A 17,587-nucleotide genomic window follows, 5' to 3' on the forward strand; every position below is an offset into this window, starting at 1 on the left:
TCAAAATTGGAAAAGAGCCTGCTCTTATGAGCAAGCTCTTTTTATGGATCAAGCAATGGCCGTTACGTACTTCAGTAGATTTTCTCCGAGCGCCGGTGAAAGGAGCACTCCGTTGCCCCTTTATCGACAGCCTCAGCCCACACCTTACTTCACCGGCCGACTCCAGAGGAGAGCCCCTCCCTTCTGTTCATAAATGAACAGCTCACCGTCTTGCATCTCGGCATAGGGAGCAGCCTGCCAATCGGCTGATGTCGACTCGCAGCCGGAGCCGTTCGGCGAGCCGAATACAGCCGTCACCAACCAGGTGACGCCCGGCTGAAAAGACATCCGCACAGTAGGGATGACCGTGCGCGGGTGCAGAATGTTCGTGTTCGCCTGAGGCTGCACGAGCTCTGCCGCTCCGCTGCCTGCAAGGAGCTTCACTCCGCTGGCGCCAAGCTCATTGTACGCGAGGAGACTGTCGTCAGCGCGCACAAGCTCCAGCGGTCCGGTTGACTGACGGCCGCTGTCGATGCCAAGGGCATAGCCGCCGTCCGCTCCGTCTAAGGAGCGAACCGAGTCGATGCGATGCACGCGGATGTGCCACGGCGCTCCGGGCAGCAGCCATGTTTGGACCTCGACATCGGACCAAGGCTTCCACCGCGCGAAGATGGTGCCATAATCATCAATATGAGTCTCCTCGCACTTCCTCTTTACTCTGTATAGGTTGTCTCCTTCGCTCAGGGCCAGCATCGAATCGAAAGCGCCCTGCACAATCCCCCACTCGGCTCTCGGCACACTAAAGCCAAATGCCGTAGAATAGACGAATTTCTCATATTTGGCAGAAGTATGTGTGTGTTCATTCGTGGACAAGTGTCCCGAATTAAACGCGAACACATGCGCATTCTGAGCAGGAGCCTTGTCCTGAGCCATAGGCGATCTGCAGATCACCAGATGCGCCGCTTTCTGGACTGATTTCGCCGGCAGCTCCGGTATAGGCAGCTCCTCAGCACTCCAGTATGGATGCGCGTCCGGCAGAGCCAGCAAGAGGAAAGACTTCATCGCCCAGTAAGGCGAGCCCGGAGCGTTATAATTTTCAGCCATAACCAGATTGGGGTACGCATAACCGATGGTCAGAACACCATCCGCTTGAAAAATAGGCTGTGAAAACCACCAGCGTAAATGTCGATTGATCATCCCTTTCATCACGCCAATAGGGAAAGCCTCCACACCGGCAAAAACCATCGCACTCCAAAACGCACATTGCGAGAAACGGTAAGCAAGGCTGCGGCCATACGGCAGAGCGCTTCCCTCGTCCGCAAACCAATGAATGAATTGAGAAGCAAACTGGACTGCGCGTTCTTTATATAAAGCAGATCGATCAGGATCCTCCTGCTCCATAAACTTAGCGTAAACTAGACAATAAAAGTGAATCGCAAACGGCACATAATAGTCGCTATGGCCGCCTACTCCATCCGAATACCAGCCTTCTTCCAAATAGAAGCGTTCTACTTGGACTAATATTTCATCCATCAGATCGCGGCGGTATGGCATGCCCGCTTGCTGGAAGCCCAGCTGCACCATAACTCGAAACAGGAGCCAATTGCAATCGTACAAATGATGATCGTTAATTTGACTCAGCCAGCTGACGAGCCGCTCCATTTCTTGTTCATTCAGCTTTTCCTTCAGCTTATCAGGAGTAAGTGCCACCATTAATCCAAACGCGGCCATCTCAACTAACCTCTGATCGTAATGGTTCACCTGCCCCCAATAATTCTCATGTTCGGGATTTGTTCCGTTTCGTATTCCTTCTATATACGTATCCCATAGATCGCTTTCGCCCCCGCCTGCCAGCAGAGGAGCAAGCCCCCATAAGATGCGTGAAAAGCCTTCCAAACCTGCGACTTCATCCGCATAGCTTGTACCTGTGTGCCCAACATACAGCCTGGTTGAGTCTGAACTGTAGTACCTCTTGAGTGGATCGGTCAGCTCCTGAAATGCACGCTGCCAATCTTTTTTCGTTTGTAACGGGTTCTGTGTGATCGGCAGCTCCCAGCCTTTCGCCATCGTCATAAACCTCCATCATCTTTGGACTATGAACCGATTATACGAGAATCGGGGCGGTTTGTATCACATCTTGGGTAAGTAGTCAAAATAGTCGGATGAAGATCAAAATAACGTTAAAAAACCGTTAAACACTCACTTTTTAACGTGAGTCCTAACGGTTTTGCTTTGACACATAATTACTTCTGAAGTATAGACAAGCTTATCTTACTTATATGGATCTATCGTTTGGATCGTACCGTCCTCATGATAAGTCAGCTCGGTATATTTTACGCAACGCTTATGGTTCACTCCGTCGGACAACGAGCAGTCATGGTAGAATAAGTACCATTTATCCTGGAATTGAACGATGGAATGATGAGTCGTCCAGCCGATGACCGGAGTCAGGATTGTCCCTTTGAATACATAAGGTCCCTCCGGATTTTTACTCATACCGTATACCAGGCAGTGTGTTGTTCCAGTTGAGTAGGACAGGTAATAGTACCCGTTGTATTTATGCACCCACGGACCTTCAAAGTATCTGCGGTCCTCATCGCCAGCAGTGATAGGATTGCCCTCTTCATCGACAATGGAGATTTCTTTAGGCTCGGTTTTAAATCCAAGCATATCGTCAGTAAGTTCAGCCATTCTTGGTCCTAATGCAGGAGCATTCAAAGCCGGACCTTCCGCGCCTTCTACAAAAGTGCCGGTCTGCCATTTTTCCAACTGGCCGCCCCATAGCCCGCCGAAGTACATGTACGCTCTGTTGTCGTCGTCCACTAGCACCGCTGGATCGATACTGAAGCTTCCAGGGATGTAATTCTCTTCAGGCTTGAAAGGACCGGATGGCGATTTGCTTGTTGCTACGCCGATTCTGAAGATTCCGTCATGGTCGCGGGCCGGGAAAAATAAGTAATAGGTGTCGTTCTTAAAAGCGGCATCCGGCGCCCAAAGCTGCTGCTTAGCCCATGGAATGTCTCTCAAGTGAAGCGCTTCCCCATGATCAACACACGGTGAGTCAAAATTTTCAATAGAAAGCACATGATAATCTTCCATCGCATATTGGTCGCCATTGTCATTGGAAGGGCCGTCGTGATCTAGGTCGTGGGATGGGTATATGTATAGTTTTCCTTCAAATACATGCGCAGACGGATCTGCCGTATAGATATGCGTGACTAAAGGAGTCTTGGGTTGTACTTGTTTGTTGTTATCCATAGGTATCATTATCCTTCCACCATTTAAGTTAGTTTATTCATTAAACTTACAATCTTATTATAACATTGTTGCGCTTACATTCAAGTCATTCCCCAAAAAAAGAAAGCCATCCGAAGATGGCCTTCGAGCCGCAGTCTATTTAACCGCACCCTGCGTGAAGCCGCTGTAAATATATTTCTGAAGCGCGACGAACAAGATCGCCGTAGGAGCAATAATGATCATCACCGCGGCACAGATCGTTTCCCAATGCGACCCGAACGGACCTTTGAACGCGAACAGTGAAGTTGAGATCGTCCTCAGACTGGGGTCCGGCATATAGAGAAATGGGATATAAAAGTCATTATAAATTCCGATACCTTTGATAATCGTCATGGTGACGATGGCCGGGGTAAGCAGCGGAAAGATGATTTTTGTAAAAATCGTAAAATAAGAAGCCCCGTCTATCATCGCGGACTCATCCAGCTGGGAGGAAATATTATCCATAAACTGAATGAACACATAAATACCGATAATGTCCGTCCCCATATAGAGCACAATCGCAGCCCCCATACTGTTAAACAGACCGAGCCAGTGCACGATTTGGAAGGTAATGACTTGTGTCGTGACACCTGGAATCAAAGCGGCAAATAAGAATGCAGCCATGATAGCGCCGCGCCCGCGGAATCGAAACCGTTGGAGCACATAGGCAATCATCGTTCCGATGAAAATATTTCCCAGAATGGCTACGACCATGATGATCAGGGTATTTTTGAAGCCGGTGAGCATCTGACCTTTCGTAAACGCTGTGACATAGTTATCAAAGTTCAGCCAGTGCATAGGCGGAGTCAGCGCGCTTGTATTATGGTATTCCATAGTGTCCTTGAAGGAAGCAAAGAGTACGACGACCAGCGGAGCCAGCGCCCCAAACACGCCAATTATTAAGGTAAGATACTTGAGTGTAGTCAGTGAACCGTATTTGAGCTTATGCACGCCTACTTCTCCTCCTTAATAAACGTCTTTTGAATGAGTGTCACCAGAATGACGATAAGGAACAGCACAACGGCCATCGCTGACCCCATCCCGTATTTGTTATATTTGAATGTGGTTGTAACCGTCTGAATGACAAACGTGTTACTTCCGTTCGAGCCGCCGGTCATAATATAAGGAATTTCGAAGGGCGCAACGGAGCCACTTATTGACAAGATTACGGTAATCGCAACAATTCGCCTGATACTCGGCAAAATAATATATCTGAATTGATGCCATCTGTTGGCACCATCAATTTCAGCAGCCTCATACAAATCCGACGGAACGGAGCTAATCGCTCCAATCATCAGGATCAGGTTAAAGCCTAGATATCGCCATACAGAGGCGCCGACCAAGGATATATTAATGATGTCCGGATTCAGCAGCCATTTGGGCGGATTCGTTATTCCCATGAAGCTAAGAATGGTGTCCAGTGTCCCTTCAGGTCTGAAAAAGAACAGAAAAATCAACCCTACTGCCACACTATTGATCATGCTCGGAAAGAAAAATACACCTTTGAAAAAATTTCTGCCTCTCACCGCAAAACTGAGAATGGTGGCGAAATATAACGCAATAGCCAGCTGAACGAAGCTTCCGAGAAAATAATAAATACTGTTGATAAAGCCCTCGTAATATTTCTCATCCGTGAAGATCGTGATGAAATTATCAAATCCTACCCAGTTGTAGGTCGGAGACAAGCCGTTCCAATCCGTAAATGAATATTTAAACATGCCGAGGACAGGAATATAAGAAAATGTAACTAGCAGCATAATCGGGATGATGGAAAATAATGCGATAATGACAATACGCTGCGCTCTATAGCTAAGATTGGATAATCTAAACATCCCCTTCTACCTCCGCCCTTATCAGATTCCAAGCACGAAAGGGAAAGTACATGTGCACTTTCCCCTAAGTGTACTCTCTATACCGTTATTTCTTGTAATTCGCAGGAATCAGCTTTTCCCACGATTTATTCCATCTTGTATCCAGATCTTTCATAATGTCCTCGAAGGATTCGTCCCTGTTGCCGATCGCGGATTCAATCAAGCGCTTTTTAAAGTCAGGGTTGTGAATCCCTACTTCAGAGTCGTTATCAATTTTGGTCAAAATACCGTTCAGATCATCCGGTCCCGGAGTGGATACTTCCATGGTAACCCCGAGATCCTGGAAGCCTTTTAACAGCTCAGGAATTTGCAGAGGCAATTTGGCACTGAAGCCGCCTTGATACTTGGAAGCATAATCGGAGGTGTCGACGACCCAATGAATGAAGGCGTTCGCTGCTTCTTTGTTTTTACTATGAACGTTAATCGACCAGTTATAGTCTGCAGCTAATGGCGCGGACAGCTTGGCAGCATTCGTAGGGAACGGCATGTAGCCGATGTCTTGCGGGTTCGGACCGGCGCCTTGCATTTGCGTGATCGCCCAGGAACCGAGCACCATCGTTCCGATTTCACCGCGGTTCAGCATCCCTTTGGATGATTCCCAATCCGTAGTTGTCGGATCTTCTTCAATTAAGCCCTGCTTGGCTACGTCATACATGAGCTTGAAAATATCGTTGAAAGGCTTGCCCGGCGCCCATGGATGAGGATCCTGCAGGACTCCCAGGTTTGGATAGTTAGGATCACCGGAAGCAGGCTGTAAATAATCGGCCCATTGGCTGAGCGTCCAGTCATCTTTATAGTTTGTGTAAAGTGGTACCGCTTTCGTATTGTCTTTGATTTTATGCATAGCAGCGAGGAACTGCTCCGGTGTTTTTGGTACTTCCGTTACGCCGGCATCCTTAAACACTTTTTTATTGTAAACGATTCCCAGTGTATTGATGGCCATCGGGAGACCGTAGTACTTGCCTTCGAATCGGTGAGCGTCGATCTGCGAATATTTCGCTTTATCAGCTTCATAATCGCCAAGCGGCTCAAAGAAATTAGGAAAATCCTTAGGCTCAACGTTATTAGGGATCAGCAGCACGTCACCGTAATCCGAAGTATTCATGCGGATCTTAATATTATTTTCGTAATCCTGGACAGCTTCCCATTTTACTTTGATATCAGGGTAAACTTTATTAAATTCTGCAGTAAATTCATTTTGCAGTGTATCCACAATATCCGTACGCTGCGTGAGCACAGTGATTGAGCCGCTTGGCTTCTTATCTCCCGAGGCTGTCGCAGCGGCTGAAGCTGCAGGCGATGCGGCATTTGTAGCTGCAGGCGAATTTGTAGCGCTTTCATTGTTGCCAGTATTGCTGCCGCAGGCGGTTAGCATACCTGTAGCAAGTACGACCACCATCGGCAGCGTAAACATTGTTTTTTTCACTTGCTATTCCCCCTTGAAATTAAGTTATCGATTAAGTTACAAATTAACTATATGATGATATCGCTTACATGTCAATATTTACTTGTTGATTTGTTATTGTATTTTTAGTTGTTAGCACTAATAACTAACTATTTGTTGTTTGTATCGGCTTTTATGGGCAAATTAAAAAGCATGAGCTTATCGTTCTGGCTCATACTTGTTAAGTTACTTATATATTCCGCAAGTCCCGCACGGAGTCCCGATAGATGATCTTTCCTTTGACCGTTACTCGACCGTGTGAGCTGCTGCTGTCTTTGATTTTTCGCATCATCATGGATGCAGCCGATCGTGACATCTCTTCCATATTCACTTCCACGGTGGTTAGATTTGGTTGCGCCAGCGTTGCAAAGATATCATTATCGAACCCAACCACCGAACAATCCTCAGGGACACTGTAGCCTTGTTTTTGCAGCGTTGTCACCAAATGATAGGCAATCTGATCACAGTTGCATACGAATGCAGTCGGCATCTTCGCCGGCATCTTCAAATCAATGTACTTGCCCTTGTTGTCACGGTCCTTAATCACGTAATCTTCGGGAAATGAAATGTCGTGCTCAAGCATGGACTTATAGTAGCCAAGGAACCGATCCTGAATGCTGCTGGTCGCACGGATATCTCCGACAAAAGCAATGTCCCGATGTCCCAGCTTGATTAAGTAGTTCGTCAGGTCATAAACCCCGTAGAAGCTATCCGTAATCACACAGTCGACTTCAGGCTGGTCATTGTAAAAATCAAGCAGGACGACGGAAACTCCCGTATCCAGGAACATATCCATATATTGGATGTTAAGTTGGCCCAAAATAATAAAGCCGTCCACTTTTTTCTCGCGGTAAATTCTCGGCAGTACAAGCTCTTCCTCGTCTTCCACGCTCAGAATATGCAAGATGCCGGAGTAATCATATTCCTCCAGCACTTTATTTAATATTTGATAGAATTGCATGTAAAAAGCTTGGGTTGCTCCGGTGAACCGCTCCGGAATGATAATGCCGATATTATAAAACAGGCCTTCTTTCATCGACTTGGCCAGTGTGTTGAAGCGGTAGCCCATCTCTGCAGCCAAATCTTTAATTTTCTTTCTTAGCTCCTCGCTTACGCCTTCTTTATCGTTAATAGCCTTCGAAACGGTCACACTGCTTACACCGAGCCTCTCAGCTATGTCCCGCATCGTCACATTCTCACTCATAGGAAAGCTCACCCCCAGTTGCTAGGAAACTATGCCAAGTGTAAGATGATTAGCATAGTTATCGATAAAGTATGAGTTAACTCATACTCACCTTACTATGGTGGTCATATTTTGTCAAATGAGCTTGTAGGGGCCAGTCGATTACCATGGTATACATGAGATAAACGGCTTACTCCGTCCTTTAATGGCGAGTACGTTTATAAAAAAATATAAGCCGAATTATGGAGTGAAACTTATACATTCTTATATTTGGACAAAAGACCGCACAGCGTGATGAATCATCCATCAAATCGCTAGTGCGGTCTATGCATGGGAAGGTTACTCTGCGAGTATCAATCTTGCCAGCGCAGCCAGATCCTCCACATCAATCTTGCCGTCTCCGTTCAAATCTCCCTGCTTCACATCATTCCAATTCGCATCTGTAGAGACAGCGCCGTAAGCTTTAGCCACGATGGCAAGGTCGCCGACGCTAACCCTGTTATCATGATTGCTATCGCCAGGCATCCGCTGAATAACGGAATTGAGGAACGTATCTAGCGCAGTATGCAGGTTCGCGACTGCCTGCTCAACCTGAGCCTGCGTTGCTGCTGCATTGTCAACAATTTGCTGAGCGCTTGTAATAGCCGTTTGCAGCGCAGCTTTCGCCCCTGCTGGATACTCGCCTGCATGCGTACCTTCAACAGCTGCGTCGTGCTTCGTCTGAGCTTCTAGAATCAGTGCATTCAGTGCCGATTTGTCAATCTGGCTCACTTGGACGGAATACACAGCCCCTTCGAGCACTGCTTCGATTCCTTCTGCATTCGCCGTGGATAACCCGGACACTCTCACTAGAGCGGAGCCGCTTGCAGCCCCTTCTTTCACTTTAAAGGTCAGCTTCATCCAATTTGCATTCGGACTGGTTTGAGCTTCTCCAAAATGAACGCCAAGCAGACGTTCGGTGCCGGCATCGACCGCTTTATGGTCGACAATGACGAATTTGGACTCGTCAAGTGTATCTGCTGACACAAGCTCTACTTGCTGTGGATCGTACGTCACAGTGATATCTTCAGCCAATACTTGCTGGTCGACGTGGCTTAGTCCGTATGTGATTTCAAACTGAGAACCGGGGATTACTTGATCAGGTCCTGCCAGTACAGCACCAGCCGTAGTAGACGCTGCTTCGTTCACCTGTACTTCACTTACAGCGATATATCCTCCGTCAACAGTTGATGCCGTAATCCGTGCCGTCCCTTCACTCAAGGCCGTAACTTTGCCCGATTCGTCCACAACAGCAACTTCCTCATTGCTGCTTGACCATAAGATCGAAGGATTAGCGGCATTAGCTGGCTGAACTGCTGCCTGTAACTGCGCGTCCGAGCCTTTTTCCAAGACAACATGCTCTTGATCGACGGAAATACCGCTTACGGGAACATCCGCACTAGGCGTTTCAACTGTTGGCACCTGACTCTGCAGCAGATTGTACTCCGATTCTGTAACAGGAAGTACTGTACCGTGCCGAGGGCGGGATGGCAGTTCATAGTTAGAAGACATTGTCCAATTGCCCGAAGCTAAATCCGTTGTTTCAAAAGGTACGTACCCTCTGCCGCCAAATTCATCGATGAACAGATACCATTTGTTCTCGGTGTTGGATTTGAATACCGTCGGTCCTTCACCACGGCTGATGGACCCTTTGCCAACGCCTTCTTTTACCATTGTGAAATTCGGATCGAAGATAGAATTGCCCGCTTCCTCAAAAACAAACTTCCCATTTGGCGTAGAGGTCGAATTATTTCTCTCATCCTTCGTAAAGCGGTATACCTTACCGTCATTTTGGATCATCGTTGTATCAATCGTTGAATAGCCGTAATCCAAGTATTCAGCCGGCTCCGAGAATGTATAGAAGTCTCTGGTTTTTGCATACATAATCCGCTGATAGCTGCTGCCTGAATGCGCCGCATCATCGTAGATTTTGGATGCCCAGAAGACCACGTATTCGCCGGTAGAATGATCATATGCAATCTCAGGGGCCCAGGTATTGCCTGCTTCCGGCGGAGATACTTCGGCCATGCGCTGATTGGACCAATGGATCAGGTCATCGGATTCCCAAACCATAATGGATCGGCTACCAGCGGTTTGTGCACGCGTCCAGTCGCCGCTTCCGTACATTTTCAAATCGGTTGCGATCATGTAGAACTTATCGCCTTCAGGCGAACGCATAATAAACGGATCTCGAAGTCCTTTCTCACCTAAATCGGAAGTAATCGCAGGATTTCCTCCGTTAAGTTCCGTCCAATGCAGCGGGTCATTGCCTTGACTTCGGGCAAAATAAATTTGCTCGCCATTTGAGTAGCCTTCACCTGTGAAGTATCCAAACAAATAGCCTGAATACGCTTGGGAAGCAGGCAATTCCTTTACTTTTGCTGCAAAAGCCTTGGTAAGTACTGCCGCTCCTGAAGTGATCGTCGCTGTTAGCTTAATCGTCGTATCTCCGCTTCCGTTAGCAGGGCGGGTCACTTCACCTGTAGGCGTAATAACCGAAGGGTTCTCCGACTTCCACGTAATCACCGAACCGTTGCTTCCGGAAGTCGGAAGCGTCAAGTTGCCTCGCACATCGTCAATATGGTGAACCACCAAGCCTGCGGCGTCCAGAAGTACAGCTTCTTCTGCACTAGATTGGCGAATAACGGTAAACGTAAATGTTCGATTCACCGTATTCGTCCCATCCGTTACCGCTGCCGTGAGTGTAACCGTTTGATTGCCGTCCTCAAAGGCAGGACGATTAACAACGCCCGAGCTGCTGATCACGTTAGCTTTGTCTGAAGTCCAGGATATGGTCGTACCATAGCTTCCCTGTGTCGGTAAGCTAAGATTACTCATGATGCTTTCCGCATCCGTGTTCGTACCTAGTAGACCAGACTCGGTTAATTGATCGGCTGCGCTGTCCAAAGAAAGATGGTCCATCTTGGATATTTTCTGCTCGGCCTCTTCTTCCAGATTGGAGATTTGATCGGCGGATAAAGCGGTTTTGTAAATTTGAAAATCTGAGATCATGCCGCCAAAATAAGGGTCAGCTGAATAAAACGATTTGCCCAGAAAACCGCTTAGCCCGGTTGCATCCTTAATTTGTGCAAGTGTCATATCTCCAGTTGATCCCGTAGCCACCTGAACGCCGTCAATATACGTCGTCAGCGTTTTGTTAGAACCCGAAAGAACTGTAGTTACCAGTTTCCATGTGTTGGATGTTAGCGTCGGAGCTTTCGCTGATAGCTCATTTCTCCAACCATTCGTGGCAATACCGAACCGTGCTGTGCCGTCCGAATTATATTTAGGTGTAAAATATAAATAATTCGTGCTGGCTCCCGTTTGTCCTAGCGCATATACCCACTCCACGGGATTCTTGCCGCTCCAGTTGACTAGAGTAGAAACCGTGATATCCGTTAAATTGTCCAGGACTCCAGTAGGAATCGAGATATAGGAGCTCGTGCTGCCCCCAGTAAAGCTGATCGCGCCTGCTTCAGCGGTTTTCATCCAGGAAGCATTCTGCGGATTGACCCAGGTTCCGTCGTAATGTCCCGTCTGATCTTTCACCACAGAACCATTCAAATCTTTCATATCGTAGTGCAGGATAAGATCGGCATCAGTCGAAGTTTCCGCAGCGGACACGGACCCAGGTACAGCACCGATAACACTTCCGAAGGTTAACACCGTAGCTAACAGGGTAGTGAAACTCTTTTTCATAGGGATCCTCCCAGGTATGTAGTTGTCAGGTCTTCTTGAGGCTCAACTCGATAAAGATGTATCCTCTCCCCTCATGTATACGATTTCAATTGATACAATTCGTATCTTTCATTTCATAAACTTACACCCGCAGAGACGATAAATCAATAGAAAAAATTTCAGAAAAACTAGAAAAATTTGAGGTGCTGGACACGTTCTTGGAATCTAAATCCAAGGCTACAAAATAACCCCAATAAATAGAGCGTTAGCTGTATCTAACCAGATTAATGTACTTTGCGGGAAGTCTCAAAATTTAAGAAAAAGCCGTTTCAGGCTTTTCTACCTGAAAACGGCCTCTAATATTTAAGCACACAGACTGGAAAATTCAACTGCCCCTTCTTCTCCATCCGAACACCCGGACGTGCACGATCGCCTTCGTCACCCAATGCGTTATAACATACAACAAGATAAAGAGCAGGATTAAGGGCTTGAATAAAAACCATGCCACAATCCAGGCGAGCCAGATTTGCCACGCTTTCATTTTCCGAAGAATACGAGAAGGCCAAAGAAACATACGATACAATTTGTTGCTGTGCTGTAGCGCCTGGAGATACTCATCTTGAAACTGTTTAGACTCCGGATTAAGCCGGACTGCACTGCGCATATAGCTCTCTTGCAAATCATAGTCTCCACGCCTTGATGCCGCCCAAGCCAAGTAGAGAAGCACGTGAGACGTTTCCGCATCATATCGAATAGCTTCCCGGTCCAATTGTCTTGATGCCTCGTCATTACCCAGAAGAGCCTCTTGATAGCTGAGCATCGCCAAATAAATCGGTGTTTCCGGCTCAAGCTCGAGTGCTAACAGCAGCTGCTCCTTGGACTCTTTGAACTTCCCTTTTTTATTCAACCGATTCGCTTTCAGGAAGAAATAGTGCGCCTCATAAGGGTCAATGCGCTGAGCCTCTGTAAGGGCCCGTTCAAATTCATGGTCCTTATCAGTCTCATAATAGACTCCCACGAGAACAAACCAGGCATGCTGATGCTCCGGACTCCTCTTAAGGGCTTCTTTGGTTTCATGTAGCGCTTTGTCATAATCATTCAACTTGAGGAATACGCGGGCTCGCAGCGCATAGGCATCTGCATCCTCCGGGTCTTGCTGTAAGATTTTTTCCAACTCCACAAGAGCTTCCTTATACCTCTTCCAGCTAATCAGCTGGTGTGCGGCAGCATAAGCCGCTTGAATCGGATTATCGGCTGTCATTGCTTCCACCACTCCTGCCGCTACTTGATTCCATGTTGTTTCATATAATCCAACACAAGTTTGTAATCTTGGTTGACGTCGCTAAAGGTTGCATAATTCTTCGCTGTAGAGAACCAATCCAGAGTCGTCGCTTTGCGATCTTTTGCCGCTGTTAACAAATCTTCCTGCGAAATAGGCTGTATCTCGCCGGTCTCGAATGTCCGCTCCATCGCACACTCTACGGCATCCTTAACCACCTGCTCAAGATCAGCTCCCGAAAACAGCTTGGTCTGCGCAGCAATCTTCGCAAGCTTTAAGTTGCCGGTTGGCTTGCCGGAAAGCTTCAGCTCCAGAATGGCTTCACGCTCTGCTTCCTGTGGAGGCGGTACGAAGACAAGGTGATTAAACCTTCCCGGACGACGCAACGCAGAATCAAGGTACCATGGCGTGTTGGTAGCACCAATTACGAATACTTGATCATTATTCGCCTGCAGACCGTCAAGCTCCAGCAGCAGCTGATTCACAAGCATCCGATCGTGATGCTGCCTCATTTGATGGCGGCTTCCTCCCATAGCATCCAATTCATCTATGAAAATGACGCACGGCTTATTCTCCCTGGCTTTTTCAAAAATATCATGCAGATTATGCTCACTCTGCCCCACATACATCGAAAGTATGGCCTGCAGTTCGATATGCAAGAAATTCGCATCGATCTCTCCGGCAACCGCCCTCGCGATAAAGGTCTTCCCGCAGCCCGGGGGCCCGTAAAGCAGCAGGCTTCCTCCGGCCTCTTTGCCGTAAGCTGCAAAAACCTCCGGCTGCTTGAGTGGAAGGATGAAATTCATGCGAATTTTCTTCTTAACATCCTCCAAGCCGCCTACATCCGCGAATGTCTCCTTGGGCTTTTCCGATTCTACAAGCATCTGATCATCTTTGCTGAATTGAATGAGCTTCAGTTTATTTTTTCTCCGCTCCGAAAGTTCATCTTGGTCGGACATCGGTCTCCCCCTCCTTAGCTATGTAAAATTATTTTAGCATAACTGCATGAGTAGAGGCATCCTTTCGGTTGGAACACCAACCTTACCGTTCACACGTTGATCTGCAACCGCCGTTCGCGCAATCGCCTAATATTCCCATTCCCATCACCCCTTTATTTCAGAAAATATGAAAGAATTATATAGGTGACATATCTACATAAACAACTTAAGACTCGGAGGCATGCAGCATGAAATCATGGATCATCATTCTAGGCGCCTCACTTCTCCTTATTGGGGGCTGCACTTTTAAATTCCGTACCTGGCACGAACGTGCCGATAGCACTTCCAGTTCCAAACTATTGAATGCATCACAAGCCGCTCAGAAGCAAGAATTATCTGATACTCGAGTCACCTGGATTAATACCCCTTACGACCCTGTGCCAGACTCCAAGACGGTCAAGCTGTCCGATAAGGAAATTGCTAAACTCGCTACGTATTACAAATCTGTTCAAGCTTCTGACACAGGACGTTCCAACGGACATATCGCTCAGCGTATCATTGCCAAAGGAATGAATTACTTGGGCACGCCGTATGTTTTTGGAGCTAAATACGGACAAACCAAAGATTTTGACTGCTCTTCGTTCTTGAAATATATATTTGCAAGCGAACAAATTAAGTTGCCTCGGGATTCACGCGAGCAAAGTCAGGTCGGAACAAGCATTACGAAAGACGACCTGCAGGACGGAGACCTGCTATTCTTCACAACGCCCGAGCGGAAAAATAAAGAAGGTGTGCAGCGAATCGGACATGTGGCTCTCTACATGGGGAATGGACTTATTCTACATACGTTCAGGCCGGGTATAGGCGTAACGGTTTCGGAATTTACTGGGCAATGGCAGCAGCGCTTCATAGAAGCAAGACGAGTTTTAACTTAAATAGAAAATACCCACACATCAGGCACTTTTTAAGTGTCCTGTGTATGGGCATTTATTCGATACATTGGAGCTAATCAGCTACTCCAATATTTTCCTAGCTATTGCAGATAGATCCTCGATATCAATCTTGCCGTCATTATTCAAATCGGATTTCTTATAGCTGGACCAATTCGGATCAGCGGAGGTTTTGCCATAAGCTGCAGCAATGATAGCCAGGTCACCGATGGAATAACGGCCGTCGCCATTCGTATCTCCAGGCTCAGTGGTTATCACTGAATCTGTAAAGGTCTGCAGCGCAGCTGTCAATGCGTTTATCGCTTGCTCAACTTGTGCTTGGGTTGCCGCAGTGTTATCCGCTACAGCCTTCGCTTGATCGATTGCCGCTTGAAGTGCTGCCTTGGAGCCAGCTGGATACTGTCCTGCGCTGCTGCCTTCGACTGCCGCATCATGCTTGCCTTGCGCATCCGTAATCAATGCAAGAAGTGCAGCCTTGTCAACGGAATTAATCTGAAGTGTGTAGGACTTGCTATCCAATTCAGTTTCAACACCCGTTCCATCAGCCATTACAGCCTTCGAAAGGGTTATCGTAGAAGCTGTTGCCGCTGTATTAGACTTCACCTTCCAATGAAGCTTAAGCAGATCACCTTCGAGCTTCGCATTAGAGCCAATTGTAGCTGCAAGCAGACGTACCTCATCTTGCTTCTGAGCCTTGTCAACGATCACGACCGCATCCGAATTCACGGATTCCGCCGATACGAACTCCACCTGGGATGGATCATAACGGAAGGTTAGATCTTGAGCATATACGTTTTGATCCATGCCGCTTAGGCCATAGCTCAGATCAAAAGTTGTTCCTGCAGCAGCTTGGTCAGGTCCTTCAAGTACAGCACCCTTGGATTCCTGAGCCGTTGCTGTCAATCTAGCACCTGCCCAATCACCATGGTCGTAGGCATTGCCATCTCCGCCATCGGTAACAACCAGCTTGAGTAGCTTAACACCCTTTACGTTAACCTCCGCACCAATTGTTGAGGAAGCTGCCTTTATGAGTCCGCTGTCCCAAAGCTTTTTGCCATCTCCCCATACTTCAAACGTCACACTTCCACGCCCGCTTACTTCATCATCAATTCCCACATCGGAAATGAACGAATCAAATTTACCGTCAATATTGTAGGTAATGGAGCTTGCTGCATTTGTCCCTATGCCCTTATTGTATGGAACTCCTTTGATCGTAATCGTCTTGCCGTCACCTTTGCTTGCTTCCCCATTAGACATGTCTTTCTCGATTGGACCCCAACCATTTGTAGAATCCTGAGGCTCCATATCACTTACATATATTGTGCCGTCAGGAGGCAGGACATTGAATCTCTGACTGCTCTGCAATTGCTTGATTCCATCCACGTCTTCATAGGTTGCGGTCACACCAATATCTTTAACTCCGACTGCATCAGATGGAGCAGTAACACTCCACTTTGCCGATACCGTTTGGTCTGCTGCTACACGCTCAAAACTGGTGGAGGATAACGGAGCAGCTGTCCAACCGCTTGGAAGCTGCAAGCTAATAGCGGCTTTAGTTACATCCTTGACACCGTCATTATGCAGGGTAGCCGTAAGCTCAGCTGACTTGCCTGATTGTATTTGACCGCTGGAAGCAGCAATCGTCATATCCAAAGAAGCTGGCAAATTATCTATGGTTGCAGGACTCACTCTGAACATAGCCGTACCGTGAGAAGGAACATCCGCCTTGATGGTTCCTGTGGATCCCTTGCTAAAATGCTGCCATAGGTCTCTTACAATATATCCCTCCGAAGCAGGAAGTCCTGCCTCTGCAGCTGTCACGCTTATTTTCGCTGACTGAGCCCCTCTATTTAACAATGCGATTGCCTTGTCACCATTCGAAAGCGGCTTCACAAGTATTTCAATATCTCCATTGTCAATAATTTTAGTCGCTTGAACACCAAGAGGGTCCTGATTGACAGCAATGACTTCCTTATTCATCAGAATATCTTTGGTTTCCTGCGACATGCTTCTGAGATCATTCCCGGCAATCAGCGGTGCCGCTAGCATACTCCACAGACTAAATTGCGAACGGTATTCTACATTCGTTGCACCGCCATTGCCTATTTCAAGCATATCCGGGTCATTCCAGCCTCCAGGTCCTGCACTTGCGCTATGATTGACAGCTACATCATAAGCATTGATGATTCCATAATACCAATTTGTACCTCTCTCCCATGCATCCCCAATATCCTGCCCGGTTCTCCACAAATTCCCAATCTGAGGTCCCCAATCCCATGGTGATTGCTCGCCCCAGTTGCAAATACTAAAAACAATTCCTCGACCTGAATTCTTTAGTGCTTCACCAAATTCACTATACCAAGTTGCAGCATCAGGCTTCGCGCCATAGTTTAACAATTTCCCATCCGGGTCAACATAACACCAGTCAACTTTGACATAATCAATGCCCCATTCCGCATACGTCTTTGCGTCAATGTCGTAATAACCTCGACTGCCTGGACGCCCGCCGCAAGTCTTAAAGCCGACATCCGTATAAAGTCCAAGTTTTAAACCTTTCGAATGCACGTAATCAGCAAGAGCTTTCATTCCACTCGGAAACCGAACTGGATCGGCCACAATTTTACCTGTTGTTGGTTCTCGATCCGTTTGCCAGCAATCGTCGATATTCACATATTGATAACCGGCATCCTTCATGCCGCTTGAAACCATGGCATCTGCCATTTCTTTAATCATGTTCTCGCTGACATTGCAGCCGAACTTGTTCCAGCTGTTCCACCCCATCGGCGGCGTTTCAGCAAGTCCGTTACTAGCAGCCTCCGCCTGATAGGCAGGAGTTAAGAATAGCATGCAGAGAATCATGAACAAAATAAGGGTCGATAAACTTTTTCTCACTCTCATTCCTCCAAAAATGATGAATTATGAGATTGATACAAAAAGTATCAATCAAAAT

11 protein-coding genes are annotated in these 17,587 nt (G+C 47.2%); 1 reads left to right on the forward strand and 10 read right to left on the reverse strand.

Annotated features, from left to right (window positions below):
• Window positions 1–144 precede the first annotated feature (144 nt).
• From L0M14_RS16195 to L0M14_RS16235, 9 genes are all read right to left on the reverse strand, one after another.
• The gene (locus L0M14_RS16195; protein WP_235117721.1) at window positions 145–2,046 is read right to left on the reverse strand and encodes a DUF2264 domain-containing protein; all 1,902 of its coding nucleotides are present in this window, start codon (window positions 2,044–2,046) and stop codon (window positions 145–147) included.
• A gap of 204 nt (window positions 2,047–2,250) precedes the next feature.
• Entirely contained in the window at window positions 2,251–3,237 is a 987-nt protein-coding gene (locus tag L0M14_RS16200) for a glycoside hydrolase family 43 protein (RefSeq protein WP_235117722.1), read from the reverse strand.
• 135 nt (window positions 3,238–3,372) lie between these two features.
• The gene (locus L0M14_RS16205; protein ID WP_235117723.1) at window positions 3,373–4,206 is read right to left on the reverse strand and encodes a carbohydrate ABC transporter permease; all 834 of its coding nucleotides are present in this window, start codon (window positions 4,204–4,206) and stop codon (window positions 3,373–3,375) included.
• Between the two features lie 2 nt (window positions 4,207–4,208).
• On the reverse strand, window positions 4,209–5,087 hold the full coding sequence (locus L0M14_RS16210; protein WP_235117724.1) for a carbohydrate ABC transporter permease: 879 nt from the start codon (window positions 5,085–5,087) through the stop codon (window positions 4,209–4,211).
• Between the two features lie 85 nt (window positions 5,088–5,172).
• Complete coding sequence (locus tag L0M14_RS16215) at window positions 5,173–6,552, reverse strand: ABC transporter substrate-binding protein (protein ID WP_235117725.1); 1,380 nt, start codon at window positions 6,550–6,552, stop codon at window positions 5,173–5,175.
• Between the two features lie 208 nt (window positions 6,553–6,760).
• Window positions 6,761–7,774: a LacI family DNA-binding transcriptional regulator gene (locus L0M14_RS16220; protein ID WP_235117726.1), complete on the reverse strand. Its 1,014-nt coding sequence runs from the start codon at window positions 7,772–7,774 to the stop codon at window positions 6,761–6,763.
• Between the two features lie 318 nt (window positions 7,775–8,092).
• Window positions 8,093–11,491, reverse strand: coding sequence for an immunoglobulin-like domain-containing protein (locus L0M14_RS16225; protein WP_235117727.1), 3,399 nt, complete (start codon window positions 11,489–11,491; stop codon window positions 8,093–8,095).
• A 364-nt stretch (window positions 11,492–11,855) separates the two neighbouring features.
• Window positions 11,856–12,731 (reverse strand): tetratricopeptide repeat protein, encoded by an 876-nt coding sequence (locus L0M14_RS16230; protein WP_235117728.1) that lies wholly within the window; start codon window positions 12,729–12,731, stop codon window positions 11,856–11,858.
• A 20-nt stretch (window positions 12,732–12,751) separates the two neighbouring features.
• Window positions 12,752–13,708 (reverse strand): ATP-binding protein, encoded by a 957-nt coding sequence (locus L0M14_RS16235; RefSeq protein WP_235117729.1) that lies wholly within the window; start codon window positions 13,706–13,708, stop codon window positions 12,752–12,754.
• Window positions 13,709–13,935: 227 nt separating this feature from the next.
• On the opposite strand from L0M14_RS16235, the gene L0M14_RS16240 reads away from it, so the two are divergent.
• Window positions 13,936–14,622 carry a C40 family peptidase gene (locus L0M14_RS16240; protein WP_235117730.1) on the forward strand — a complete coding sequence of 229 codons (687 nt, stop codon included), beginning with the start codon at window positions 13,936–13,938 and terminating at the stop codon, window positions 14,620–14,622.
• A gap of 78 nt (window positions 14,623–14,700) precedes the next feature.
• On the opposite strand, the gene L0M14_RS16245 is transcribed toward L0M14_RS16240, so the two are convergent.
• Window positions 14,701–17,529, reverse strand: a complete 2,829-nt coding sequence (locus L0M14_RS16245; protein ID WP_235117731.1) for an NPCBM/NEW2 domain-containing protein — start codon at window positions 17,527–17,529, stop codon at window positions 14,701–14,703.
• Window positions 17,530–17,587 lie beyond the last annotated feature (58 nt).

The sequence above is a fragment of the Paenibacillus hexagrammi genome (assembly GCF_021513275.1).
Lineage (GTDB): Bacteria > Bacillota > Bacilli > Paenibacillales > NBRC-103111 > Paenibacillus_E > Paenibacillus_E hexagrammi.